General features: G+C 72.8%; 22 protein-coding genes. 20 read left to right on the top strand and 2 right to left on the bottom strand.

What is annotated here, in order from left to right:
• The first annotated feature begins 1 nt into the window (after position 1).
• Positions 2-832 (top strand): alpha/beta hydrolase fold domain-containing protein, encoded by an 831-nt coding sequence (locus PP1_RS08295; RefSeq protein ID WP_010227711.1) that lies wholly within the window; start codon positions 2-4, stop codon positions 830-832.
• Positions 833-954: 122 nt separating this feature from the next.
• Positions 955-1,857 carry a LysR family transcriptional regulator gene (locus PP1_RS08290; protein WP_010227713.1) on the top strand — a complete coding sequence of 301 codons (903 nt, stop codon included), beginning with the start codon at positions 955-957 and terminating at the stop codon, positions 1,855-1,857.
• Here the strand turns inward: PP1_RS08290 and PP1_RS08285 are convergent.
• On the bottom strand, positions 1,854-2,762 hold the full coding sequence (locus tag PP1_RS08285; RefSeq protein WP_010227715.1) for a LysR family transcriptional regulator: 909 nt from the start codon (positions 2,760-2,762) through the stop codon (positions 1,854-1,856). The genes PP1_RS08290 and PP1_RS08285 overlap by 4 nt on opposite strands.
• Before the next feature lie 168 nt (positions 2,763-2,930).
• Between PP1_RS08285 and PP1_RS08280 the strand changes: the two genes are divergently transcribed.
• The 15 genes from PP1_RS08280 (at position 2,931) to PP1_RS08210 (ending at position 19,371) form a co-directional block, all read left to right on the top strand.
• Positions 2,931-4,601 (top strand): class I adenylate-forming enzyme family protein, encoded by a 1,671-nt coding sequence (locus tag PP1_RS08280; protein ID WP_010227717.1) that lies wholly within the window; start codon positions 2,931-2,933, stop codon positions 4,599-4,601.
• Positions 4,594-5,760 carry a thiolase family protein gene (locus PP1_RS08275; RefSeq protein ID WP_010227718.1) on the top strand — a complete coding sequence of 389 codons (1,167 nt, stop codon included), beginning with the start codon at positions 4,594-4,596 and terminating at the stop codon, positions 5,758-5,760. Before PP1_RS08280 ends, PP1_RS08275 begins: the two co-directional genes overlap by 8 nt.
• Positions 5,761-5,797: 37 nt before the next feature.
• Positions 5,798-7,036 carry a CaiB/BaiF CoA transferase family protein gene (locus tag PP1_RS08270; RefSeq protein ID WP_010227719.1) on the top strand — a complete coding sequence of 413 codons (1,239 nt, stop codon included), beginning with the start codon at positions 5,798-5,800 and terminating at the stop codon, positions 7,034-7,036.
• 63 nt (positions 7,037-7,099) lie between these two features.
• Positions 7,100-7,873, top strand: coding sequence for an SDR family NAD(P)-dependent oxidoreductase (locus PP1_RS08265; protein WP_010227720.1), 774 nt, complete (start codon positions 7,100-7,102; stop codon positions 7,871-7,873).
• Between the two features lie 166 nt (positions 7,874-8,039).
• A complete protein-coding gene (locus tag PP1_RS08260) occupies positions 8,040-9,302 on the top strand; it encodes an MFS transporter (protein WP_010227721.1) in 1,263 nt (420 codons plus the stop codon).
• Positions 9,299-10,453, top strand: a complete 1,155-nt coding sequence (locus tag PP1_RS08255; RefSeq protein ID WP_010227722.1) for an acyl-CoA dehydrogenase family protein — start codon at positions 9,299-9,301, stop codon at positions 10,451-10,453. The genes PP1_RS08260 and PP1_RS08255 overlap by 4 nt, the downstream gene beginning before the upstream one ends.
• A gap of 19 nt (positions 10,454-10,472) precedes the next feature.
• Positions 10,473-11,249, top strand: a complete 777-nt coding sequence (locus PP1_RS08250; protein WP_010227723.1) for a crotonase/enoyl-CoA hydratase family protein — start codon at positions 10,473-10,475, stop codon at positions 11,247-11,249.
• A gap of 43 nt (positions 11,250-11,292) precedes the next feature.
• On the top strand, positions 11,293-12,021 hold the full coding sequence (gene fabG, locus PP1_RS08245) for a 3-oxoacyl-ACP reductase FabG (RefSeq protein WP_029239397.1): 729 nt from the start codon (positions 11,293-11,295) through the stop codon (positions 12,019-12,021).
• Positions 12,022-12,163: 142 nt separating this feature from the next.
• Positions 12,164-12,772, top strand: a complete 609-nt coding sequence (locus PP1_RS08240; protein ID WP_083697063.1) for a DUF3159 domain-containing protein — start codon at positions 12,164-12,166, stop codon at positions 12,770-12,772.
• A complete protein-coding gene (locus tag PP1_RS08235; protein ID WP_010227728.1) occupies positions 12,769-13,728 on the top strand; it encodes an amidohydrolase family protein in 960 nt (319 codons plus the stop codon). Before PP1_RS08240 ends, PP1_RS08235 begins: the two co-directional genes overlap by 4 nt.
• Positions 13,718-14,764 carry an MBL fold metallo-hydrolase gene (locus PP1_RS08230; protein ID WP_010227730.1) on the top strand — a complete coding sequence of 349 codons (1,047 nt, stop codon included), beginning with the start codon at positions 13,718-13,720 and terminating at the stop codon, positions 14,762-14,764. The genes PP1_RS08235 and PP1_RS08230 overlap by 11 nt, the downstream gene beginning before the upstream one ends.
• Complete coding sequence (locus PP1_RS08225; protein WP_010227732.1) at positions 14,761-15,918, top strand: VOC family protein; 1,158 nt, start codon at positions 14,761-14,763, stop codon at positions 15,916-15,918. The genes PP1_RS08230 and PP1_RS08225 overlap by 4 nt, the downstream gene beginning before the upstream one ends.
• On the top strand, positions 15,915-16,886 hold the full coding sequence (locus PP1_RS08220) for a fumarylacetoacetate hydrolase family protein (protein ID WP_010227734.1): 972 nt from the start codon (positions 15,915-15,917) through the stop codon (positions 16,884-16,886). The genes PP1_RS08225 and PP1_RS08220 overlap by 4 nt, the downstream gene beginning before the upstream one ends.
• Positions 16,883-18,415 carry a bifunctional 3-(3-hydroxy-phenyl)propionate/3-hydroxycinnamic acid hydroxylase MhpA gene (mhpA, locus tag PP1_RS08215; RefSeq protein ID WP_010227736.1) on the top strand — a complete coding sequence of 511 codons (1,533 nt, stop codon included), beginning with the start codon at positions 16,883-16,885 and terminating at the stop codon, positions 18,413-18,415. Before PP1_RS08220 ends, mhpA begins: the two co-directional genes overlap by 4 nt.
• Positions 18,412-19,371: an enoyl-CoA hydratase-related protein gene (locus PP1_RS08210; protein WP_010227738.1), complete on the top strand. Its 960-nt coding sequence runs from the start codon at positions 18,412-18,414 to the stop codon at positions 19,369-19,371. The genes mhpA and PP1_RS08210 overlap by 4 nt, the downstream gene beginning before the upstream one ends.
• A gap of 76 nt (positions 19,372-19,447) precedes the next feature.
• On the opposite strand, the gene PP1_RS08205 is transcribed toward PP1_RS08210, so the two are convergent.
• Positions 19,448-20,080: a TetR/AcrR family transcriptional regulator gene (locus PP1_RS08205; RefSeq protein ID WP_227012660.1), complete on the bottom strand. Its 633-nt coding sequence runs from the start codon at positions 20,078-20,080 to the stop codon at positions 19,448-19,450.
• Positions 20,081-20,192: 112 nt separating this feature from the next.
• Between PP1_RS08205 and PP1_RS08200 the strand changes: the two genes are divergently transcribed.
• From PP1_RS08200 to PP1_RS08190, 3 genes are read left to right on the top strand one after another with little or no spacing between them, the layout of a single operon-like run.
• Complete coding sequence (locus PP1_RS08200; protein ID WP_010227742.1) at positions 20,193-21,515, top strand: alkyl sulfatase dimerization domain-containing protein; 1,323 nt, start codon at positions 20,193-20,195, stop codon at positions 21,513-21,515.
• On the top strand, positions 21,512-22,438 hold the full coding sequence (locus tag PP1_RS08195; protein ID WP_010227744.1) for a PrsW family intramembrane metalloprotease: 927 nt from the start codon (positions 21,512-21,514) through the stop codon (positions 22,436-22,438). Before PP1_RS08200 ends, PP1_RS08195 begins: the two co-directional genes overlap by 4 nt.
• Positions 22,435-23,316 (top strand): SAM-dependent methyltransferase, encoded by an 882-nt coding sequence (locus tag PP1_RS08190; RefSeq protein WP_010227746.1) that lies wholly within the window; start codon positions 22,435-22,437, stop codon positions 23,314-23,316. Before PP1_RS08195 ends, PP1_RS08190 begins: the two co-directional genes overlap by 4 nt.
• The last annotated feature ends 117 nt before the right edge of the window (positions 23,317-23,433 follow it).

The raw sequence follows: 23,433 nt of genomic DNA, 5'->3' as shown, positions 1-23,433 counted from the left end.
CGTGGCGACCTCTGCACCGTCCACCCCCGCCGTCGCGGAGCTGTGGCCCGGCGGCGAGCTGCCGCCGTCGCTCCGCGAGCCCGCTCCGGGCGCACGGGTCGTGCTGTACCTGCACGGCGGGGCGTTCCTGTTCGACGAGGAACCCGATCTCTACGCCGACCGGGTCGCTGCCGCTCTCGATCGCCCGGTGCTGATGCTCCACTACCGGGTCGGCGCGGAGAATCCGTTCCCCGCCGCGAGCGACGACGTCATCGCGGCGTACGCGCTCCTGCTCGACGCCGGCTGGGCCCCGGGCGACATCCTGGTCCTCGGCCACTCCGCAGGCGGAACGCTGGGCCTGACCCTGCTCACCCGGTCCTCCGAGCACGGTCTGCCGACACCTGCCGGCGTGGTGTCGCTGTCGGCCTTCCTCGACTTCACGCTCACCCAGCAGTCGCTCGCCGACAACGACGGCCTGGACCAGATCACGCCCGCCCAGGCTCACCGAGTCGGTCCGATGTACACGGGGTCGTCCGATCCCGGTCATCCGGCCGTGTCGCCGGCGGTGGCCTCGCCGGAGGTCTGGAGGGGCGCGCCGCCGCTGTTCCTGCTGTGCGGCGCCGACGAGCTCCTCCGCGACGACACTCTCGCGGTAGCCCGGTCGGCCGCCCGGGCCGGCTGCGAGGTCGAGCTCCGGGTGGTCGCCGGCGGTCAGCACGGTTCCGCCCAGCGTGCGCATCCGATGTCCGACCGGCTCCTCGTCGAGCTCGCCGCCTTCGCCGAGCGGTGCGACGATCCGATGCCTGCCGAACAGACGTGGATCGGGCCGTCGCTCGAGGACATGGAGCTGTAGGGCCCGGATCGCCGCGATCCGGGATGCCGTCACCGGAGCAGCGCGGTCTCGTCGACCGTGGCGTGGAGACCGGTTGTCGATCGGAAGTCCTGGGTATCCCTGAGGTTTCCTAGGATGGTTCGGTGGAGATCCGGCAGGTGCGCTACTTCCTCGCCGTGGTCGACAACGGCGGCGTCGTCAGTGCGGCAACCGCGCTGGGGTCGACCAGCTCGTCCGTGTCGCAGGGGGTCCGTGCCCTGGAGCGGACGCTGGGGGCGGAGCTCTTCCACCGGGTCGGCCGGGGCATGGTGCTCACCTCGGCCGGGCAGTCGTTCGTCGGCCCGGCCCGTCGGGTCGTGCGAAGCGCGACAGCGGCGGAGCTCGCACCGCTGGCGTCGGGTACACAGGTCGCAGGCCGTCTCGACATCCTGGCTTCGGCGTACGTGTCGGTTCACCCGGTCGCAGAGCTCGTCGGTGCGTTCCGACGCTCCTATCCCGCGGTGACCGTTCGGATGGGCTCGCTCTCGGAGGGCGATGATCCGGCCGCACTCCTGCGACAAGGGCACTGCGAGCTCGTGTTCAGCCACCTCCCCGTCATGGCTTCCGGCCTGACGGCCAGGACGCTCGGGCAGCTCGACTACGTGCTGGTCGCGCCACCCGACGCTGAGCTGCCTCCGACCTCTCGGCTGGCCCTGGCGGAACTCCCCGATCTGCCGCTCCTGCTCGTGCCACGAACGGCACCGATGCGTGTCCAGATCGAGGAGGCGCTGCACGCTGCCGGTAAGCGGACGAGGGTCGCCGTGGTCACCCATCACCGCGAGTCGCTCGACTCACTGGTCCTCAGTGGCGTGGGTGCGACGTTCATGGAGCGCTCCAGCGCTGCCTACCTGGGCGAACGGGGCGCTCAGGTGCGCGACCTGATTCCGCCGGTACGGCGGGCTCACGGAGTGGTGTACGACCCCGCGCATCTGTCCGCGGCCGGAGCGGCGTTCCTCGAACGGGCCCTCGCATCGACCGACGGGGCGGAGTCGGGACCCGACACCTAGCGTGCTGGAAAGGCTGCCGGTCGGCCGGGCACGTTCACCGGTGACGAGCCCACGCCTGCGCACGCCATCCCTGCGGCGGCCAGGATCTCGGTCACGGCGGGCGATGGCGCGCCGCCGCGGTGGACGACGACGAACGGTCTCCGTGGCGGCGGATCGAGAGCAACGATCGTGTGGTCCGGTACGGCGCGGGCAGCGGTTCCGCGTGACATCAGCGCGGCCCCGGCGCCGCTGGAGACCAGCGCTCGCATCGCCTGCCGGTGCTCGCAGTCGACCACCACGTGGGTCAGGTACTCGCCGAGCTCGGAACGCAGCCAGCGGTCCTCGAGTTCGAGGACGAGCGGCATCTCGTTGAGCCGATGCCGTGGCAGCGGGTCAGGCAGGCTCGACCCCTCCGGGAGGACCAGGACGATCTCTTGGTCCTCACCCTGGTGGTGACAGAGCTCGTCGCCGGCGCGGACCGGACCATCGGTGATGGCGGCCTCGCAGCGGCCCGCGCGGAGATCGGTCTCCACAGCGTCCGTGGACCCGCTTCGCAGTACCACGCGCACGTCCGGAAGGCGCTCGCGCAGCCGCGCCACCAGGGCCGGCAAGGGATCCACGGCGTGCGCCGGTACCGCCGAGACGGCCAGCTCGCCGCCCCGCAGGGACACCACGTCGCGCACGGTGCGCTGCGCACGGTCGATGTCGACGAGGATCTGCCGTGCCGGTTCCAGGAGCGACCGGCCCGCGTCGGTGAGCGTCAGCGCGCGCGTCGACCGCTCGAACAGCGTCGCCCCCAGTTGCTGCTCGAGCTTGCGGATCGCGACCGAGAGGGTCGGCTGGCTGATGTAGAGCGCTCCGGCCGCTGCGGTCATCGAGCCGTGCTCGACGACGGCGAGGAAGTACTCGGCGGCTCGGCGCTCCACCCTCCGATCCTAGATCGGCCCAGGGCCGAGGCGCACCGGACAGCCCAACTCATAGCTTCTTGTGTACGGATCATTAGTTGAATGCCGCTTGTTCTATATGTGTCGAGGTCCTTGACTGGCTGAGGCCACACCGAACGGGTCGCGTGTTCGTCGAGGAGGACGTTGACGATGAAGACCGCAGGCAAGATCTGGCCGACGGGCCTGCCGCGGACGCTGGAGTATCCGGCGCTCCCGATGACGGCGCTGCTGCGGGGGACCGCGAGTGTCGTCCCCGACCGGATCGCCCTGCGCGACGGTGAGGAGACCCTGACCTACGCCGAGCTGCTCGGCCGCGCCTCGGCACTGGCGCACGCACTGCGGCGGGACGGGGTCCGAGAGGGCGACGTGGTCGCGCTGCACGCCCCGAACGGCCTCTACCACCCGGTCGGTTGGTTCGGCATCCTGCTGGCCGGCGGGACGGTCTGCCTGCTCAGCCCGCTGCAGCCGGTGCCGACGCTCGCAGGGCAGTTGCGCGAGACGAACGCCGTGGCTGCCGTGACCCATCCGGCCTGCTCCGACGCCACCCGCGAGGCGGCCGCCGGCCGGCTGCAGCGGGTCGTCACCCTCCCGGGCCCGGCCGGCGGAGAGGGGGCGCCGGTCGGTGGAACGGCCTTCGACGACCTGGTCCGGGGCCTGCCGTCGGTACCCCCCGAGATCGGCGTCGGTCCGGAGGACACGGCCCTGCTCGCGTACACCGGTGGGACGACCGGAGCGCCGAAGCCGGTCCGCGTCCTGCACCGCAACTTCGTCGCGAACCTGCTCCAGATGGGCTGCTGGCGCGCCGGCGTGCTCCCCGAGGTGCACGGCGAGGAGATCCGGCTGACGGAGATCCCCGAGAGCGAGCAGTTCCCGCTGAAGCTCGGGCGGTCCGTCGGGCTGATCACCTCGCCGCTCTACCACCAGCACGCGCTGATGAACCTGAACCTGATGGTCACGGTCGGAGCGACGGCCGTCATCGCGGGACGGTTCGACGCGGCGCGCACCCTCGATCTCATCGAGCGGTACGGGGTGGACTACACCACCACCGCTCCGGCCGCCTACCACGCGTTGCTGGACGTCCCGGACATCGCGGACCGGGACCTGTCGTCGGTCCGGGCACTGACCAGCGGGGCGGCGCCGATGGGGGTGGCCATGCACGCCGCCCTCGGCGAAGCGTTCCCCCGTGCGGTCGTCCTGGAGGGCTACGGCCTCACCGAGGTCACCAGCACCGCGACCTTCCCACCGCCCACACCGGACACCGAACGCCGGATCGGCACGGTCGGCGTCCCCCTGTTCGACACCGAGGTGGAGATCCGTGACCTGCAGGACGTCGGCCGGGCGGTGCCGGCCGGTACCGACGGTGAGATCTGGGTGCGCGGACCGCAGGTCACCGCCGGCTATCTCGGCCACCCGGAGATCACCGCGGAGCAGTTCCGGGACGGCTGGGTGCGTACCGGTGACATCGGCCGCCTCGACGCCGACGGCTACCTCGCGATCACCGGCCGGCTCAAGGAGATGCTGATCTACAAGGGCTACAACGTCTACCCGCGGGAGCTGGAGGAGCTGCTGACCGCGATCGACGGGGTCCGTCAGGCCGCTGTGGTCGGCAGGCCGGAAGCCGTCGTGGGGGAGCGGCCCGTCGCGTTCGTCGTCGCGGATCCGGAGGCCGGACTCACCGGTGACGCACTGCGGGAGCAGGTCGCGAGCCGGGTGCCTCCGTACAAGCGGATCTCCGAGGTGGTCTTCGTGGACCAGCTACCCGTCACCCCGACCGGAAAGATCCTCAAGACCGAACTGAAGGAGAGGCTGAACCATGCGTGACGCCGTCGTCGTCGACGCGGTCCGGACCCCGATCGGCAAACGGAACGGAGTCCTCTCCGGCCTGCACCCGGTGGATCTGTCCGCCGTGGTCCTGCGCGGGCTGGCCGAGCGCAACGGGCTGGACCCGGCGCTGGTGGAGGACGTCGTGTGGGGATGCGCCTCGCAGGTCGGGGAGCAGGGCGGCAACGTGGGCCGGTACGCGGCACTGGCCGCCGGCTGGCCGGAGCACGTGCCGGGCACGAGCATCGACCGTGCCTGCGGGTCGTCCCAGCAGGCGGCGACGTTCGCCGCCGCCGGGGTGATCGCGGGGCAGTACGACGTCGTCGTGTGCGGCGGGGTGGAGTCGATGTCGCGGGTGCCGATGGGATCGGCGCGGACGAACGGTCCGGGTCTGCCCTTCGGGCCGTCCGTGCGCGAGCGCTACGAGGGCGTCGAGTTCAACCAGGGCGACAGCGCCGAGATCGTCGCCGAGCGCTGGGGGCTGTCCCGCGAGGCGCTCGATCTGCATGCTCTGGAGTCCCACGAGCGGGCGGGACAGGCGATCGACGGTGGCCTGTTCGCCAGCGAGATCGTCCCGGTCCCGGTTCCGGGGCAGGACGGCGCCGCCGCGACCGTCGTCGACACCGACGAGGGGGTCCGCCGTGGCGGAACGCCCGAGAAGCTGGGCGCGCTCCGGCCGTCGTTCCGGGACGACGGGGTCGTCACCGCCGGGAACTCCTCGCAGATCTCCGACGGTGCCGCCGCGCTGCTGGTCACCACCAGTGAGATCGCGGCCCGGCACGGCTGGCAGCCGTTGGCCCGGTTCCACTCGTTCGCCCTCGCCGGGGTCGATCCGGTGACGATGCTGACCGCCCCGATCCCGGCCACCGCTGCCGTCCTGACACGGGCCGGACTCCGGATCGAGGACGTCGGCGCCTTCGAGGTGAACGAGGCCTTCGCGTCGGTGACCTGTGCCTGGCTCGCCGACACCGGAGCGGACCCGAAGCTGCTCAACGCCCGGGGCGGTGCGATCGGACTCGGCCACCCGCTGGGTGCCTCCGGCGCCCGGCTGATGACCACACTCGTCCACCGGATGCGCGACGACGGCATCCGGTACGGACTCCAGACCATGTGCGAGGCGGGCGGGATGGCGAACGCCACCGTGCTCGAGGCGCTGTGACGGCCCCCCGACCCGGTCGGTCTGCGGGAGGCCCGTCATGACCGACGCGCTCCCGGTGGACGATCTCGGCACCGCGCCGACGGCGGACCCGCCCGCCCTGCTGTCCGGGGTCCGGGTCCTCGACCTCACGACGTCGATCGCCGCCCCCTACGCCACGATGCTGCTCGCCGACCTCGGCGCGGAGGTGCTGAAGGTCGAGCGGCCCGGAGCCGGCGACGACAGCCGCGCCTGGGGACCGCCGTTCCTCGACGGGGAGTCGCTGTGGTTCCTCAGCGTCAACCGCTCGAAGCGCAGCATCACCCTGGACATCACCTCGGATCCCGGGCAGGAGGTGCTGCACCGCCTGGTCGCCGCCTGCGACGTGGTCGTGGTCAACATGACCGGGCGGGTCCAGCGCAAGCTGGGCCTCGACCGGGAGGCCCTCACCGCGGTCCGGCCCGACCTGGTGCACGTCTCGATCTCCGGCTACGGGCTCACGGGCGCGCACGCCGACCTGTCGGGCTACGACCTGATCGCCGAGGGCTACAGCGGGATCATGGACGTCACCGGTGAGGCCGGCTCGCCCCCGCAGAAGATCGGCGCCCCGGCGGCGGACGTGCTCGCCGGGATGGACGCGGCACTGGGCGCCGTGAGCGCCCTGTTCGACCGGGCGCGAACCGGAAGGGGCCACGGGGTCGACGTCTCGCTGGTCGAGAGCATGACGCGGATGCTCACCCCGCGCATCGTCACCTACCTGGGCTCCGGTGAGGTCCCGCGCCGCACCGGCGCGAAGGACAGCGTCATCGCCGTCTACCAGTCCTTCGACACCGCCGACCGGCCGCTCACGCTGGGGCTGGGCAACGACGGGATCTGGGCGCGGTTCTGGGAGGCCGTCGGCGACCCCGGCTTCGGCGCCGCCGAACGGTTCGTCGACAACTCCTCCCGGAGCCGGAACCGTGAGGAGATCGTCGAGCGGATCTCGGCGATCCTGCAGCAGCGTCCGCGCGCGCACTGGCTGGCGGTGTTCGCGCAGGCACGGGTACCCGCAGGCCCGATCCACTCGGTGGACGAGGTCGCCGCGGACCCCCACCTGCGGGAGCGCGGCATGTTCTATCGCATGGAACGCGGCGGTACCAGGATTCCGCAGGTCGGCCTCGGGATCCGGTTCGACGATGCGGCTCCGGCCCCGGCCGCGCCGCCCCCGGCGCTGGGAGCGGACACCGACGACGTCCTGCACGACATCGCCGGGCTCTCGCGCGACGAGATCGACGGCCTGCGCGACAAGGACGTGATCTGACATGGCCACGACCGAGACACCGGCGACCGTCCTACGGCGCCGTCGGACAGGAGGAGACGCTCTGTGAAGATCGCCGACACGTCGGTCCTGGTGACCGGCGGCGCATCCGGACTCGGCGCCGCCACCGCCGCACAGCTGGTGCGGGGCGGGGCGTACGTGACGATCACGGACCTTCCCGGGTCGGACGGTGCGGCCACGGCCGCCGCACTGGGAGCCGGCGTGCGGTTCGTGCCCGCCGACATCCGCGACGACGACCAGATCCGCCAGGCCCTCGCCGTCGCCACCGACGACGGCCGGCCCCCGCTGCGCGGTGTCGTCCACTGCGCGGGCCGCGGCGGTGACCGGCTCCGCATCCTGGATCGGGACGGCACCCCGGCCGACGTCGACCGCTTCCGCGAGGTGCTCGAGGTCAACCTGGTCGGGACCTACACCGTGCTGCGGCTGGCGGCCGAGGCGATGGCCCGCAACGAGCCCGTCGACGGTGAACGGGGCGCGATCGTCCTGACCGCCTCCGTCGCCGCCTTCGACGGACAGATCGGGCAGACCTCCTACAGCGCGTCGAAGGGCGCGGTCCACGCGATGACGATCGTCGCGGCGCGGGACCTGGCGAACCGGCTGATCCGGGTCAACACCATCGCCCCGGGTGTCTTCGACACCCCCATGCTCGCGCGGCTGCGGGACGACCTCCGGGACCAGCTGGCCGCGGGGGTACCGCATCCACGTCGGCTCGGCGACCCGGCCGACTACGCCCACATGGCCACCACGCTGCTGGAGAACGGCTACATGAACGGCGAGACCGTCAGGCTCGACGGCGCGATCCGGATGCCTCCTCGCTGAGGCCCGATCGGACGGATCCAGCAACGCACGAGACGGCGTACGACGGGATCTCTCGCTGATCGTCACGATTCCACAGGAGGAATCTGTCTTGAACGCGGTACGCACGGTCGAAGCGATGACATCGGCCCGGGGGGAGCGCGGCGAATCCCGAGCAACGGCATGGGGGGTGACGTTCACCCTCGTCGCGCTCTACGTCCTGAACTACGCGGACAAGGCGGTCCTGGGCCTGGTCGCCCAGCCGCTCTCCGAAGAACTGGGGTTGACCAGCTCCCAGATCGGCCTCATCGGCAGCGCGTTCTTCGCGGCGTTCGTCTTCAGCGGCTTCTTCGCCGGGGCGCTCACCCGGTGGATGCCGATGCGATGGATCATGGTGATCCTCTCGCTCACCTGGGCTGCCTCGATGCTCCCGGTCGTGGCGTTCGCCGGGTTCGCAGTGCTGCTCATGTCCCGGATCGCGCTCGGACTGTTCGAAGGGCCGTCGAGCGCCATCATCCACACCGCGGCCTACTCCTGGCACCCGCCGCAGAAGCGCGGCCTGCCGGGGGCGTTCATCACCGCGGGCTCGTCGATCGCCAAGATCGCACTGATCCCCGTGCTGGCGGTGATCGTCGCGACCTGGGGATGGCGGGGCGCGTTCATCGCACTGGCGATCCTCGGGCTCGCATGGTGTGCGGTCTGGCTGATGGTGTGGCGTGAGGGCCCCTACGGCGAACGCACGGCATCGGCCGAGCCGGACGAGGCACGAGCGACGACGCTTCCGACGCCGAACGACGCACCCTGGTGGCGCATCGCCCGCACCCCGACCTTCCTGGGTGGGCTTGTCGCGGTCTTCGCGATGTACGCGCTCGTGTCCACGGTGCTCACCTGGCTCCCGTCCTACTTCGAGGTCGGTCTCGGATACGGCCGGCTGCAGGCCGGCGCGATGTTCGGGCTGCCCAGCATCGTCGGAGTGGTCGCCATGTTCGCGGCCACTGCCGTGAGCGACCGGATGCTGTCCCGGGGCGCCAGCGCCCGGATGCTGCGAGGCGTGCTCCCGGGGTGCGGGCTGCTCGTGTGCGGGGTCGCTCTGGTCGGCCTGCCCGCGATCAGCTCGCCCGTACTCGCCGTCGTCGTCGTGTCGATCGGCTATGGCGTCGGGTCGATCGTGTTCCCGCTCATCAACGCCGCGATCTCGCAGATCTGCCCGCCGCACCGGCTGGCGACCACGCTGGGGATCTTCCTGGCGCTGATGGCACTCGGCGGGCTCGTCGGCCCGTACATGACGGGTGTCATCGTGGACGGGGCCGCATCGCCGGCCGAGGGGTATGCCGCCGCGTTCCAGATCTTCGGCGTCCTGGCCCTGGTCGGCGGACTCGCCGCGCTGCTCGGGATGAACCCGGAGCGCGACGCCCGCCGGGTGCTCGGCCCGGTGCCGGCAGGTGAACGGTGACGGGCACGACCGGTCGCGCCTACGACGCCGACCACGAGGCGTTCCGGGAGGTCGTCCGGGACCTCCTGGCCAAGGAGGTCGTCCCGCACTTCGCGGAGTGGGAGTCCGCAGGTCTCGTCCCGAAGGAGATCTTCGCCCGCCTCGGCGAGCTCGGGATCCCCGGAATGCAGGTCCCCGAGGAGTACGGAGGGGGCGGCGCCACGAGCTTCCGGTTCTCCGCCGTGCTCACCGAGGAGGTCGTGCGGGCCGGGGTGCACCTCGGCGGGCTGGGGGTGCACATGAACGTCGTGCTGCCCTACCTGCTGCGGTACGCGACCGAGGAACAGCGGCGACGGTGGCTGCCCGGCATCGCCCGCGGCGAGCTGATGACCGCCATCGCCATGACCGAGCCCGGCACCGGCTCGGACCTCGCGGGAATGACGACCCGGGCCCGGCGAGCCGGCGACCGTTTCGTCCTCGACGGGGCGAAGACCTTCATCACCGGTGGCATCAACTGCGACCTGGTGCTGGTCGTCGCGCGGACCGGGAACTCGGAGAACCGCCGTCAGGGACTGTCCCTGCTGGTGGTCGAGGACGGGATGCCGGGCTTCACCCGCGGCCGCAAGCTGGACAAGCTGGGTCTGCACACCCAGGACACGGCGGAACTGTTCTTCGACGGCGTCGAGGTGCCGGAGGACAACCTGCTCGGAGAAGAGGGGCAGGCGTTCACCTACCTGACAGGGAACCTGCCCCAGGAACGGCTCGCCATCGCGCTGGGTGCGGTGGCCGCCGCCGAGACGGCACTCGACACGACGGTGGGCTACGTCAAGGAGCGCGAGGTGTTCGGCAGCTCGCTCGCGGGGTTCCAGAACACCAGGTTCGAGCTCGCGGCGTGCGCGGCCGAGGTCATGGCGGGCCGGGCGATGCTGGACCGCAGCCTGGTCGACCACGACCGCGCCGAGCTCTCGGCCGCGGACGCCGCCGCACTCAAGCTGTTCTGCACCGAGCTGCAGGGGCGGGTACTCGATCGGTGCCTTCAGCTGTTCGGTGGCTACGGCTACATCCGCGACTACCCGATCGCCCGGCTGTATGCCGACGCGCGGGTCTCCCGCATCTACGGCGGGACGAGCGAGGTCATGAAAACGATCATCGCCAAGTCCCTGGGACTCTGACACCGAGGAGCCGCATCCCGTGACCACGACGACCGACCGGCCCGTGACGACCGAGGTCGACGACGGCGTGCTGGTGATGACGATCGTCCGCCCCGAGGTCCGCAACGCGGTGGACCGGGCGACCGCGGTCGCGCTCGCCGCCGCCGTCGACGAGCTCGATGCGGACCCCGACCTGCGGGTCGGGATCATCACCGGAGCCGGCGGCAACTTCTGCGCCGGCATGGACCTGAAGGCTTTCGCTCGCGGGGAACGCCCGTCCCTCCCGGGGCGCGGCTTCGCCGGGATCGTCGAGAGCCCGCCCCGCACCCCGCTGCTCGCCGCCGTCGAGGGATGGGCGCTGGCGGGCGGCTGCGAGCTGGCGCTTGCAGCCGACCTGATCGTGGCCTCGCGGGACGCGAAGTTCGGACTGCCCGAGGTCAGGCGCGGGCTCGTCGCCGGCGGCGGTGGTCTCCTCCGGCTGGCCAAGGTGCTGCCCTACCAGCAGGCCATGCAGATGGCCCTGACCGGGGAGCCCGTCACCGCGGACGTCGCCCATGCGCACGGTCTGGTCGCCCGGCTCGCCGAGCCGGGCGGGGCGCTCGCGGCGGCGCAGGAGCTCGCTCGGACCATCGCCGCCAACGCCCCGCGCGCGGTCCGGGCGTCGAAGCAGCTCGTCGCCGAGTCCGTGCACTACACCGCGCCGGCCGCCTTCGCGCGGCAGCGCGAGGTGGTCGAGCCGGTCCTGGCCTCCGACGATGCCGCCGAGGGCGCTGCGGCCTTCGTCGAGAAGCGCCGGCCGGTCTGGCACGACCGCTGACCCACCGACCCCGACCCCGACCCCGGACACGCGAGAGGCAGACATGCTCCAGGACCAGACGGCAGTGATCACCGGTGGAGCGAAGGGCCTCGGCCTCGCGATCGCCGAGACCTTCCTCGCGAACGGCGCGCGGGTCGTCCTCGCCGACATCGACGGCGACCTCGTCGGCGAGTCCGCCGAGAAGCTGGGGGCGGGGGCGATCGGGGTGGCGTGCGACGTCACCGATCCCGGTTCCGTGCAGCGCGCTGCGGACACCGCGGTCGGTGAGTTCGGCTCGCTCGACGTCTTCGTCAACAACGCCGGCATCACGCGGGACGCGACCATGCGGAGAATGACCCTCGAGGACTTCGAGGCCGTGATGGACATCCATCTCAAGGGCACCTGGCTCGGTACCCGTGCCGCCGCCGCGGTGATGCGCGAGCAGGGGAGCGGCGCGATCGTGAACCTGTCCTCCATCTCCGGCAAGGTAGGGATGGCCGGGCAGACGAACTACAGCGCCGCCAAGGCAGGCGTGGTCGGTATGACCAAGGCCGCTGCCAAGGAGCTGGCCCATCGGGGGGTGCGGGTCAACGCCATCCAGCCCGGCCTGATCCGTACCGACATGACCGCCGCCCTGCGCCAGGACATCTTCGACGCGAAGGTGGCCGAGATCCCGTTGCAGCGGGTGGGCGACCCGAGCGAGATCGCCTCGGTCGCGCTGTTCCTGGCCGGCCGGATGTCGTCCTACATGACCGGCTGCGTCCTCGAGGTCGCCGGTGGCCGCCACATCTGAGGTCGTCCGCCGACGCCGGTGGGCGACGGTCACGGAGGTGGACGGGGTCCGGCTGCCGGGTGGGGCCGGCCCGGCAGAACTCAGGGACTTCTCAGCGTCCAGTACTTGAGGGTATTGAATACCGAGAAGTATCGTCACGGACATGGCTGTGGAGCACCCGTCCGGACCGCCGTCCCCGCTGAAGGGTCGTGACCTGCGACGACATCTCGCCGACGCCGTCCTGCCGAACATCGCCTTCCTGGTGGGCTACGAGGCGCTGGGAGTGCAGGAGGGAGTGATCGCGGCCGTCGCCGCGGGCCTGGTACTGGTCGTCGTACGCCTGCTCGCGCGCCGACGGCTCACCATGGTCGTCGCGGCCTTCGGCCTCGTGCTGCTGCACGTGCTGATGGTGCTGGTCACCGGGGAGGGCCGCGACTACTTCCTGCCGTGGCTGGTCGTCAACAGCCTCGCGACGGTCGTGTTCGCGGGCTCCTGGCTGATCCGGCGGCCGATCTCGATGCGGCTGTCCCGCTTCTCCGGCATGACCGACGACCCGGCCGCCCATCTCAGGGTCACTGCACTGTGGACCGGGCTCTGGGTGCTGCACCTGCTCGTCGGGGTCCCGCTGTACGCGGCGTCCCAGGTCGTCGCCCTCGGGGTGGCGAAGTTCGTGCTCGGCCCGCCCGCGATCGTCCTGTGGGGCTACCTCACCTGGCGCCTGCTGCGCACGCGGCCGGCGGCGGTGGCCGCCGCCGACGAGGAGCAGCGGTGACGTCGCCGTCGCTGACCGACGTCCACGCGCACTTCCTCACCGGCCACTACGTCGAGGCGGCCGTCGCCGCGGGCCACACCACACCGGACGGCATGCCGGCCTGGCCGCGCTGGTCGGCCGACCAGCACCTGTCCCTGATGGACGCGACCGGGATCGGGCGGTCCCTGCTGTCGGTGTCCTCGCCCGGGGTCCACTTCGGTGACGACGCCGCCGCCCGCGAGCTCGCCCGGCACGTCAACGACGCCGCCGCGGAGATCGTCGAGGCCCGGCCGGACCGGTTCGGGCACCTCGTCGCACTCCCGCTGCCGGACGTCGGGGCGGCCGTCGCCGAGGCCCGTCGCGGGCTCGACGAGCTGGGGGCCGACGGCGTGCTGCTGCCGTCGAACGCCGCCGGGCTCTACCCGGGCGACCGGGCCCTCGATCCGCTGTTCGACGAGCTCGACGCGCGCGGAGCGCTCGTCCTGGTCCATCCCTCCGCGCCCCCGCACGCCGACGCCGTGTCCCGCGGCAGGCCGCTGCCGATGATCGAGTTCCTGTTCGACGCGGCGCGCTCCGCGGTCGACCTGGTGCTCGCCGACCGGATCGGCCGGCACCCGCGGATCCGGTGGGTGCTCACCCACGGCGGTGGCGTGCTGCCGCTGCTCACCGCGCGGGTGAACCTGTTCTCCCTGTTCGACCCGCAGGCACCGCGGCAGGACGTGGCCACCGCGCTGGCCGGGTGCTGGTTCGACTGCGCGGGGACCCCGCTACCCGTCCAGCTGCCCGCGATCGCCGCCACCGTCGGCGGCGCCCGCCTCGTCTACGGCAGCGACCACTGCTTCACGCCCGCCCCGGCCGTCGAGGCCCAGATCGCCTCGCTGGCGGCGCCGGGACCGACCGGAACGTGGCGCGACCACCTCGCCACGAACACCCGTGCCCTGCTGCACGACGACGAGAGGAACCACCGTGACCGCTGACCGTGCACCCCTGACCTCCGACGCCCCGACCCGCCTCGTGCTGCTCGGGACCGCGGGCGGTCCCAACTGGTGGCTCGACGACCCGCGCTGCGGGATCTCCTCGGCCGTCGCCGTCGGAGACCGGTACTACCTGGTCGACTGCGGGCACGGCGTCGGCCCGCAGATCCGCCGCGCCCGGCTCGGCAACTGGGAGTCCCGGATGGCGGGCCCGCTCGACACGCTCGGCGGGATCTTCCTGACCCACCTGCACTCCGACCACGTCTGCGACCTCAACAACATCCTCACCACCGGCCTGGCGAACGGGCTGGGACTCGGCGGCCCGGTCCGGGTCTGGGGCCCGGGCAACCGTGGCGCCCTTCCCCCGGCCCGCCCCGGCAGCTCGCCGAACGCGGTCGCGCCGCAGAGCCCGACCCCCGGCACCGCGGAGATGGTCGAGAAGCTCCTCGGCACCTACGCGACCGACTACAACGACCGCTTCTTCGAGCAGGGCGTCGAGGTCCCCGACGGGTACCTCGCCGGGCACGACGTGCCGATCCCGGCCGAGTACACCGCCGACCCGAACGGGAACCCGCACCCGCGGATGAGCCCGGTGCCGTTCTTCGAGGACGACCGGATCCGGGTGTCGGCGACGCTCGTCCAGCACGCGCCGATCTTCCCGGCGCTCGCGTTCCGGTTCGACACCGACGACGGCTCGGTCGTGTTCTCCGGTGACACCGGGCCCAGCGACAACCTGGTCGAACTGGCCACCGGGGCGGACGTCCTCGTCCACGAGGTGATCGCCGACGACTGGGTCGCCGAGCACTTCCCCTCGCCGCGTGACCCGATGTCCGAGGCCATCTACCAGCACATGATCGGCCAGCACACCCGCATCGCCGACGTCGGCCCGCTGGCCGAGCGGGCCGGGGTCGGGACGCTCGTCCTGAACCACTTCGTGCCGGCGACCTGGCCCGTCGAGCGCTGGGAGGACGCCGGCAAGGGCTTCTCCGGCCGGCTGGTCGTCGGCCACGACCTGGACCAGATCGGAGTAGGAGCATGACCGTCGAGATCCCCGCGCCCGCGGACCTGCCGGAGGCGGCGCACAGCGACCTGCACAGCGAGCACGGGCGACGCCGCGGCGAGCACCCGGGCCGGTCCCGCAACCCGGTGATCAAGGTCCGCGACCTCGCCTGGCTGCAGTTCGAGAAGCCGGACCTGGACCGGGCCGAGATCTTCGCTTGCGACTTCGGGTTCGCCGTCGCGTCCCGGACACCGGACGAGCTGCGGCTGCGCGGCACCCTGCCCGGCAGCGACGCCCTGGTCGTCCGCCGCGGGCCGTCGTCGCGCTTCGTCGGACCGGTCTTCCAGGCCGACGCGACGGAGGACCTCGAACGCCTCGCCCGGCACACCGGCTCGCCGGTCCGCCCGGTCGCACCCGGACGGCCGGGGTCCCTGGTCGAGCTGCGCGACCCGAGCGGGATCCCGGTCGCCGTCGTCGCCGGCGCCGACGAGCACGCCGGACTGCCCGGACAGGTGCCACTGACGCTGAACACCGGGCTGACGGCCGCGCGGGAGTTCCCGCGCGTCAACGCGACCCAGCGACCGGCCCGCGAACCGGCCCGGGTGCAGCGGCTGGGGCACGTGGTCCTGGAGACACCGCGCTTCCGGTCCGCACTGGACTGGTACCTCGACACCCTCGGCCTGATCGTCAGCGACTTCCTCCACCTGCCCGACGACCGGGACTTCGGCCCGACGTTCGCCTTCCTGCGGTGCGACCGCGGCCGTGAACCGGCCGACCACCACACCCTGGCCATGCACCTCGGGCCCACCACCGGCTACGTCCACTCCGCCTACCAGGTCACCGACCTCGACGCGATCGCCGCCGGCGGCGAGTACCTGACCGAGCGCGGCTACCGGCGGTCCTGGGGGATCGGGCGGCACGTCCAGGGCAGCCAGCTCTTCGACTACTGGCGCGATCCCGACGGCCTCATGGTCGAGCACTTCGCCGACGGCGACGTCTTCGACGCCTCGGTCGAGCCCGGCTGGGCCTCGATGTCGTCGTCCGGGCTCGCCCAGTGGGGCCCGCCCGTCACCCGGGAGTTCCTCGGCGGCGGCCCGTCCCGGCTCCTCGACGCCCTCGGCGCGCTCCGTGCCGAGGACACTGACCTGACCCCCGCCCGTCTGCGGGCCCTGATGAGAGCGATGAACTCATGAGCATCTCCGTCCTGCGCACCACCGACGCCTGGTACGTCGAGGCCACCGGCAGCACCTCCGGCGCCGGCCGGGCGGTACCGATCGACACCGACGCGACGACGACGGCCGCGCTGCTGGCCGACCGTCCGGCCGTCGAGAAGGCGTCCGCCGCGCTGGCCGCGTCGACGGCGGAGAGCGCCGTCGACGTCGCGGGACTGGACCTGGTCTCGCCGGTGACCACGCCGTGCCGGGTCGTCGCCCAGATGGTCAACTTCCGGTCGCACGCCACGGACTCCGGCTTCGACCCCGACCAGGTGCTCCCGACGTTCTTCCGCAAGGCGTCGGGCTCGGTGTCGGCGCCGGACGCGACGATCGTGCGGCCCGAGCACGTCCGGCTGCTGGACTACGAGGTCGAGCTCGGCCTGGTCCTCGGCGCGCCGCTGCCGGTCGGCAGCGTCGTCACCGACGCCGACCTCGACCACTACGTGGCCGGGCTGGTCGTCACCGACGACGTCAGCGCCCGCGACATCCAGCTGCCGAAGGGCCAGTTCTACGAGTCGAAGTCGTACCCGACGTTCACCCCCGTCGGGCCCCGGCTCGTCCTGCTCGAGCCGGGCGACGCCGCGCACCTGGAACGGCTGCGGCTGCGGCTGTGGGTCAACGACGTGCTGCGCCAGGACCGCACGCTCGCCGACATGATCGTGCAGCCGGCCAGGGCACTCACGCTGCTCGCCCGGTTCCAGGAACTGGAGCCCGGCGACCTGCTCCTGACGGGGACGCCGGGTGGCACCGCGCTGAAGGCTCCGCGGCGGATCGTGGAGGTCATCGGTGGGCTCCTGCCTCCGGAGCGGAAGTGGAAGGCCTTCGTCGGCCGGGCCGAGCGCAACCCCGACTACCTGCAGCACGGCGACGTCGTGACGGCCGCCATCGGCACCGACGACGGCCACCTGGACCTGGGCCGTCAGCGCAACCCGGTGGAGCACCGGTGACGGCTGGGCGGCCGGAGCACGCCGACGTCGTGATCGTGGGTGCGGGCCCGACCGGGATCAGTGCGGCGATCATGCTGGCCGACCGGGGCGTCGACGTCCTCGTGCTCGACCGCTGGACCGGCGTGTACCCCCGGCCCCGGGCGGTGTCGCTCGACGACGAGATCTTCCGGATCCTGGCCCGGATGGGCCTGGCCGAGGAGTTCGCCGCGATCTCGCGGCCCGCACTCGGGCTGCGGCTGATCGACGGAGCCGACCACCGGGTGCTCGGGGAGATCGGCCGGGCCGGTACCGGCAGGCACGGGTACCCGGAAGCCAGCATGTTCGACCAGCCGGAGCTGGAGCGGTTGCTGCGCAGCGCCCTGCGGCGCCGTCCCGGTGCCCGCATCCGCGGTGACGCCGAGGTGACCGGGATCGTCCGGCACGATCTCGCCCACGGGATCACCGTGCAGCTCACCGACCGGGTCACCGGCCGGGACGAGACGATCACCGCCGGGTACGTCCTGGGCTGCGACGGGGCCAACAGCGTGGTCCGCGACGCTCTCGGCTCCCGGATGGAGGATCTCGGCTTCACCCAGCGCTGGCTCGTCGTGGACCTCGCGACCGGCGCCGATCTCGGCCGGTGGGAGGGCATCCACCAGGTCTGCTCGGCCGAGCGCGCCGCGACCTACATGCGGATCTCCGACGACCGGTACCGGTGGGAGTTCCAGCTCGCCGACGGCGAGTCCGCCGCGGACCACGGCACCGTGCACGCGCTGCGCCCGCTGCTGCGGCCCTGGCTGCGCGGCACGCCGGACGAGGACCTGACGCTCCTGCGGGTCACCGACTACACCTTCCGGGCCCAGCTCGCCGACCGCTGGCAGGACGGCCGGGTACTGCTGCTCGGGGACGCCGCGCACCTGACCCCGCCCTTCATCGGGCAGGGGATGGGCGCCGGTCTGCGCGACGCCGCCAACCTGTCCTGGAAACTCGCCGGGGTGCTCCGCGGCGAGCTCCCGGAGTCCGATCTCGACAGCTATCAGGCGGAGCGCAGGCCGCACGCCCGCGCCATGATCCGGCAGGCGGTCTCGCTGGGCCGGGTGATGACCGGCGGCGGGCACGCGGGCGACGTCGCACGGCGGACCGTCCTGCCGCGGCTGGCCGCGGCCGCCCGCCCCGAGCGGTTCGGGAGCGGGACACCCGCGCTGGGGCACTCGTCGCTCGTCCGGCGGCCACGGGGACCTCTCCGGTCCCGCGGACCGGCCGGGTCGCTCTGCCCCAACGCCGAGGTGCGCGGCGCCGCTCGCCTCGACGAGATCGTCGGGGGCCGGTTCGCCGTGGTGACCGACACGCCCGTCGGACCGGCCCGGCGCCGCGAGGTGGAACGGGCGGGGGCGGCACTGGTCGAGGTCACGCCGGCCGACCCGCTCGGCCGCTGGCTGCGCGACGGCGGGGCGCACGCCGTACTCGTGCGCCCGGACGCGACGGTCCTCGCCTCGGGCCAGGCCCCGGAGCGGGTGCTCGCGCCCCTGCGGGACAGGAGGAACCGATGACCCGCCGAGCTGCCGGGCAGGGCTACGAGACCCTGCGCACGGAACAGGACGGGCGGGTGCTGACGGTCCTCGCGACCGATCCGCCCTACACCTACATGACCGCGGCGATGCAGGCCGACGTCGTCCGGCTGGTCGACGCGGTCGCCGACGACGACAGCGTCGGCGTGGTCGTGGTGACCGGCGGTGTCCCCGGGCGCTACATCACCCACTTCGACATCGGGGACCTCCTGCACACCGCCGAGCACACCCCGCGGCTCCCACCGGCCGCGGCGTGGGGGCTGGCCCGGGGGACCGCGTTGCTCGCCAGGGCCCACGGCCCCGTCCGGCACCTGCTGCGGAGCACCCCGCTGGCCGGCCTGCAGGCGCTCGCCGACTTCCAGCGGGCGGCCGAGGGCATCCTGCGCTCGCCCGCGGTGTGGATCGCCGCCGTCGACGGGCCGTGTGGTGGCGGGGGACTGGAGCTGTCGGTCTTCTTCGACCTGCGGTTCGCCTCGCACGGTGCCCGGTTCCTGCTGCCGGAGCTGGCCCTCGGTCTGTCCACGACGTTCGGTGGCCAGCGGCTCGCCCGGTTGGTCGGCCCCTCCCGTGCGCTGGAGATCATGCTGGAGGCCCGGGCCTACACGGCGGAGGAGGCGGCCCGGTTCGGCCTCGTCGACGACGTCGTGCCCGCCGCGGACCTGCTGCCGCACACCCGGTCCCGTGCCGCCCGGTTCGCCCGCCGGCCACGCGCGGTGGTGGCCGCGCAGAAGCGGATCCTGCACGATCCCGACCGGGACACGGCGACGACGAGCCTGGTCCGGGAGACCGCGGCGCAGGTGCGCGGGTTCCCCGCGGCGACGGTCGCCCTGCGCCGGTGGCTGGAGCGGCAGGATCCGTCCGGGGAGTCGACGTTCCTCACCGACCCCGGGCCGTGGCAGGAGGGGACGGCCGCCGACCTGGTCGGGGGAGCGCGGTGACGCGGGCCGTGGACACCTCCCTCGGGTGCCCGCCGGATTCGCCCCGGCTGTGGTCCCCGGGGCGCGCCGCCCGTCCTCAGTGGACGAGGGCGTGCAGGGCGTCGGTGAACACGGCGACCACGGTGTCCCGGTCGACCTGCTCCGGGTCGGTGCCGTACTCGAGCACCAGGCCGAGCCGCAGCGACTGCATGGTCAGGGCGAGCTGCGCGGGCGGGACGGCCGGGGTGCGGCCGAGCCGGTCGCAGGCCCGCTCCAGGGCCGCGGCCAGCTCGTCGCGCAGGCTCCGCCGGACCTCGGTGTAGACCGCCCGCACCTCCGGGTCGTACGCCGCCTGCTGGGCGATCTCGACCAGCAGCCGGGCCCAGGTGGGGCCGGCGACGATCCCGTCGGCGAACACCTCGGCGATGTCCTCCAGCGCCCGGCCGGGCCGGTCCCGTGCCTGCAGCTCCGCGGCGCTCGTCGCGAGGTGGGCACTGACGCGCTGCTCGATCAGCTCGGCCAGCAGGGCGTGCTTGCTCGCGAAGTTGGAGTACACGGCCCCCTTGGTGAATCCCGCCGCGCGGGCGATCTCGTCGAGGCGGGCCGCCGCATAGCCGCGCTGCGCGAACACCTCGGCGGCGGCGTCGAGCAGCCGGCTGCGCACCTCGTCCCGCTTCACCCGGGGGACCGGGCCCGCGTTCACCACGTCCGTACCTCCACGTCCACTCACGGCCCACACGACACCGGCGGTATCGGACCGGCGGGGACCTGTTCAGTACCTTGAAGTATCGAATACTACTCGGTATCGTGACAGATGAATCAGCCGAGAGAGCGGAGGAGCCATGACCGACCTGCTCGACCTGTCCGCCCGGATCATCGACACCGGTGTGCGCGACGTCGCGGTGAACCGCACGAACCAGGAGCTGTCCGAGGTCGCCGAGGACGTCGCCGTCGTCGAGTCCTTCTCGCACTGCGTCGTCGTCCGCACGGACGAGGGTCTGGTGCTGTTCGACGCGAGCGGCGCCGGTACCGGCGCCGAGGTCGTCGACGCCGTCCGCCGGTGGAGCGACGAGCCGGTGCACACCCTCGTCTACACCCACGGGCACCTCGACCACGTCGGCGGGAGCGGTGCCGTCCTCGCCGACGCCGCCCGCCGCGGCCACCCGGCGCCGCGCGTGATCGCGCACGAGAACGTGCCGGGCCGGCTGTCCCGCTACCGGGGCACCGCCGGGTACAACATGCTGATCAACATGCGCCAGTTCGGCTGGCTGATGGACCCGGGCCGGACGGGCGGGACCGGTTCGGACGAGCTGCGGCCGTCGTTCGACGCCGCGCCGAGGGAGTTCGTGCCCTCCGACGTGGCCCTGCCCGACACCCTCGTCGGTGACGCGCTCGACCTCTCGGTCGGCGGGCTCGACATCGGGTTCCGGCACGCGCGGGGCGAGACCGACGACCACCTCTGGTCCTGGCTGCCCGGAAAGCGTGCGGTCAGCACGGGCGACCTGCTCATCTGGAACTTCCCGAACGCGGGCAACCCGCAGAAGGTGCAGCGCTACCCCGACGAGTGGGCCACCGCGCTGCGGGCGATCGTGGCCGAGGAACCGGAGCTGCTGCTCCCGGCGCACGGCCTGCCGATCGGCGGACGGGATCGGATCGCCGCGGTGCTCGGCGAGACAGCCGACGTCCTGGACGCGCTCGTGGCCCAGACCCTGGAGCTGATGAACGCCGGCGCTCCGCTCGACACCGTCCTGCACACCGTCTCCGTGCCGGAGGTGACGCTGGCCAAGCCCTTCCTCCAGCCGCTCTACGACGAGCCCGAGTTCGTCGTGCGCAACATCTGGCGGCTCTACGGCGGCTGGTACGACGGCAACCCGGCCCGGCTCAAGCCCGCCGCGGACGCGGCCGTCGCCGCCGAGGTGGCCGGGCTCGCCGGCGGGGCCGCGGTCCTGGTGGAGCGGGCGGAGGAGAGCGTGGCCGCAGGGGACCTGCGCCTGGCCCGTCAGCTGGTGGAGTGGGCCGCCGGTGCCGCGCCCGACGACGCGGGCGTGCAGCGGGCACGAGCTGCGGTGTACGCGACCTGCAGTGAGGCCGAGGGCTCCCTGATGGCGAAGGGGATCTTCGCGTTCGAGTCGACGGTGTCCGCGGGCCGGGGGACCGGGGCGTGATCGGCGGCGACCTGCTGCGCCGGGGAGCGCACCGCACGGCGCTGCGGGTGCTGCTCGGGGGACTCGCGCTCTGGGTCGCCACGGTGGTGGTCACCTGGACCACGCAGAACCCCACGCTGATCCCGACCGTCATCCTGCTCGGCTCCTTCCTGGTGCCGGTGGCCTTCGTCCTGTGGGCGGTCGACTCGGGCACCGAGCACGTGGCCGCGCGCGACGTCGTGCTCGCCTTCGTCGTCGGCGGCGTACTGGGGATCCTGGGCGCCTCGCTGCTGGAGACCCGGTTGCTCCAGGGCGGCGGACCGGTACTCGGCATGCTCGGGGTGGGGCTGATCGAGGAGCTGATGAAGCTCGGCGCGGTCTGGCTGCTCGCCCGGCGGCTCTCCGGCTACACGGTCCGCGACGGCGCGGTGTTCGGCGCGGCGGTCGGGCTCGGCTTCGCCGCGTTCGAGTCCGCGGGGTACGCGTTCAACGCCGCGCTCGGCCTGGGCGGCCTGGACCTGCGTGCCCTCGTCGAGACCGAGATCCTTCGCGGCCTGCTCGCCCCGGTCGGTCACGGGCTGTGGACCGCGGTCCTCGGGGCGACGCTGTTCGCCGCCGCCCGTGCGGCAGGACGGCTGCGGGTGACCGGCCCGGTGGTCGGCTGGTACCTGGTGGTGTCGCTGCTGCACGCCGTCTGGAACCTCTCCGGCGGGATCGCGGCCGTCGTCGTCTGGTTCCGCACCGCGCAGGTCTGGCAGTACCAGCTGCTCGCCGCCGGGCGGCTGCCCTCGCCGACCCCGGAGCAGGCCCACCTGTTCACACTCTGCTCGTGGGCGATCATGGTGATCGTCGCGGGGCTCGGCCTCGCCTGCCTGCGGCGCGTCCTCCCGCGGTCGCGCCCGGGCACGGGCCATCCGATGCAGGACGAGAGGACCGACGCATGACCATGTCCGACGACGTGCTGAGCGCCGTGTCCGGGGTGGGGAACACGGCGGTGTTCATCGCGGCCCTGCGCGCCGCGGGCCTCGGGCACCCCGACCGTCTGATCGAGTCCGACCCGATCGCCGAGGCGGTGACGGCGGCGGTCGGCGACGCACCCGTATCCCGGTTGTGGCGTGCCGCGGACGGCTCGCCCTCGGTGCTCGCCGACGCCCTGCGCGACTACGTCGCGATGCGGACCCGGTACTTCGACGAGCGGGTGCACTCCGCCGTCGACGAGGGGGTCCGGCAGATCGTCGTGCTCGGCGCGGGACTCGACGGCCGGGCCCACCGGATGCGGCTGCCGGACGCCACGATCTTCGAGATCGACGCACCCGAGGTCCTGCGGGCGAAGCGGCTGCTGGCCGAGAGCCGGAATCTCACGCCCACCACGTACGCGGTGCCGGTGCCCACCGACCTGCGCGACGGCGACTGGCCGGACGCGCTGCAGGCTGCCGGGTACGACCGGGACCTGCCCGCACTCTGGCTGGCCGAGGGCCTGCTGTTCTATCTCGCACCGGAGGACTGCGCCGCCCTGCTCGCCGCGGTCGGGGCGCTGAGCGCGCCGGGTTCGGCCTTCGCGACCGAGTACCCGCAGGGGGACCTGGCCGGAGCGCTCGACGACATCGACGGCGGGGCGGCGACCCGGGACATGATCGCCGCATTCGTGCAGGCGGGCCCGCAGCTGCCGCCGCAGCAGTGGTTCGCCGGCGCGGGATGGTCGGCGACCGCCCGGGACGTCGCGGACTGGGCGCGTGCGCTCGGCCGGACCCCGCCGGACTGGAGCACCTGGGACACCTTCACCTGGTGGTTCGCCACAGCCGACCCGGGACCGGGACGATGAGGCGACTGCAGGGTCGCGGGCGACTCGGATCGTCCACCAGGCCGACGCCGAGCCCACTCACGTGTGATCGACTCTGACCCGCAGTGCACATGGTGCCGCCGGTGTGGTGCGACCGGG

This window comes from Pseudonocardia sp. P1 (assembly GCF_000178675.2).
Taxonomy (GTDB): Bacteria; Actinomycetota; Actinomycetes; order Mycobacteriales; family Pseudonocardiaceae; genus Pseudonocardia.
The sequence above is the reverse complement of the archived record's forward strand: the minus strand, read 5'-3'. Positions and strand labels throughout refer to the sequence as shown.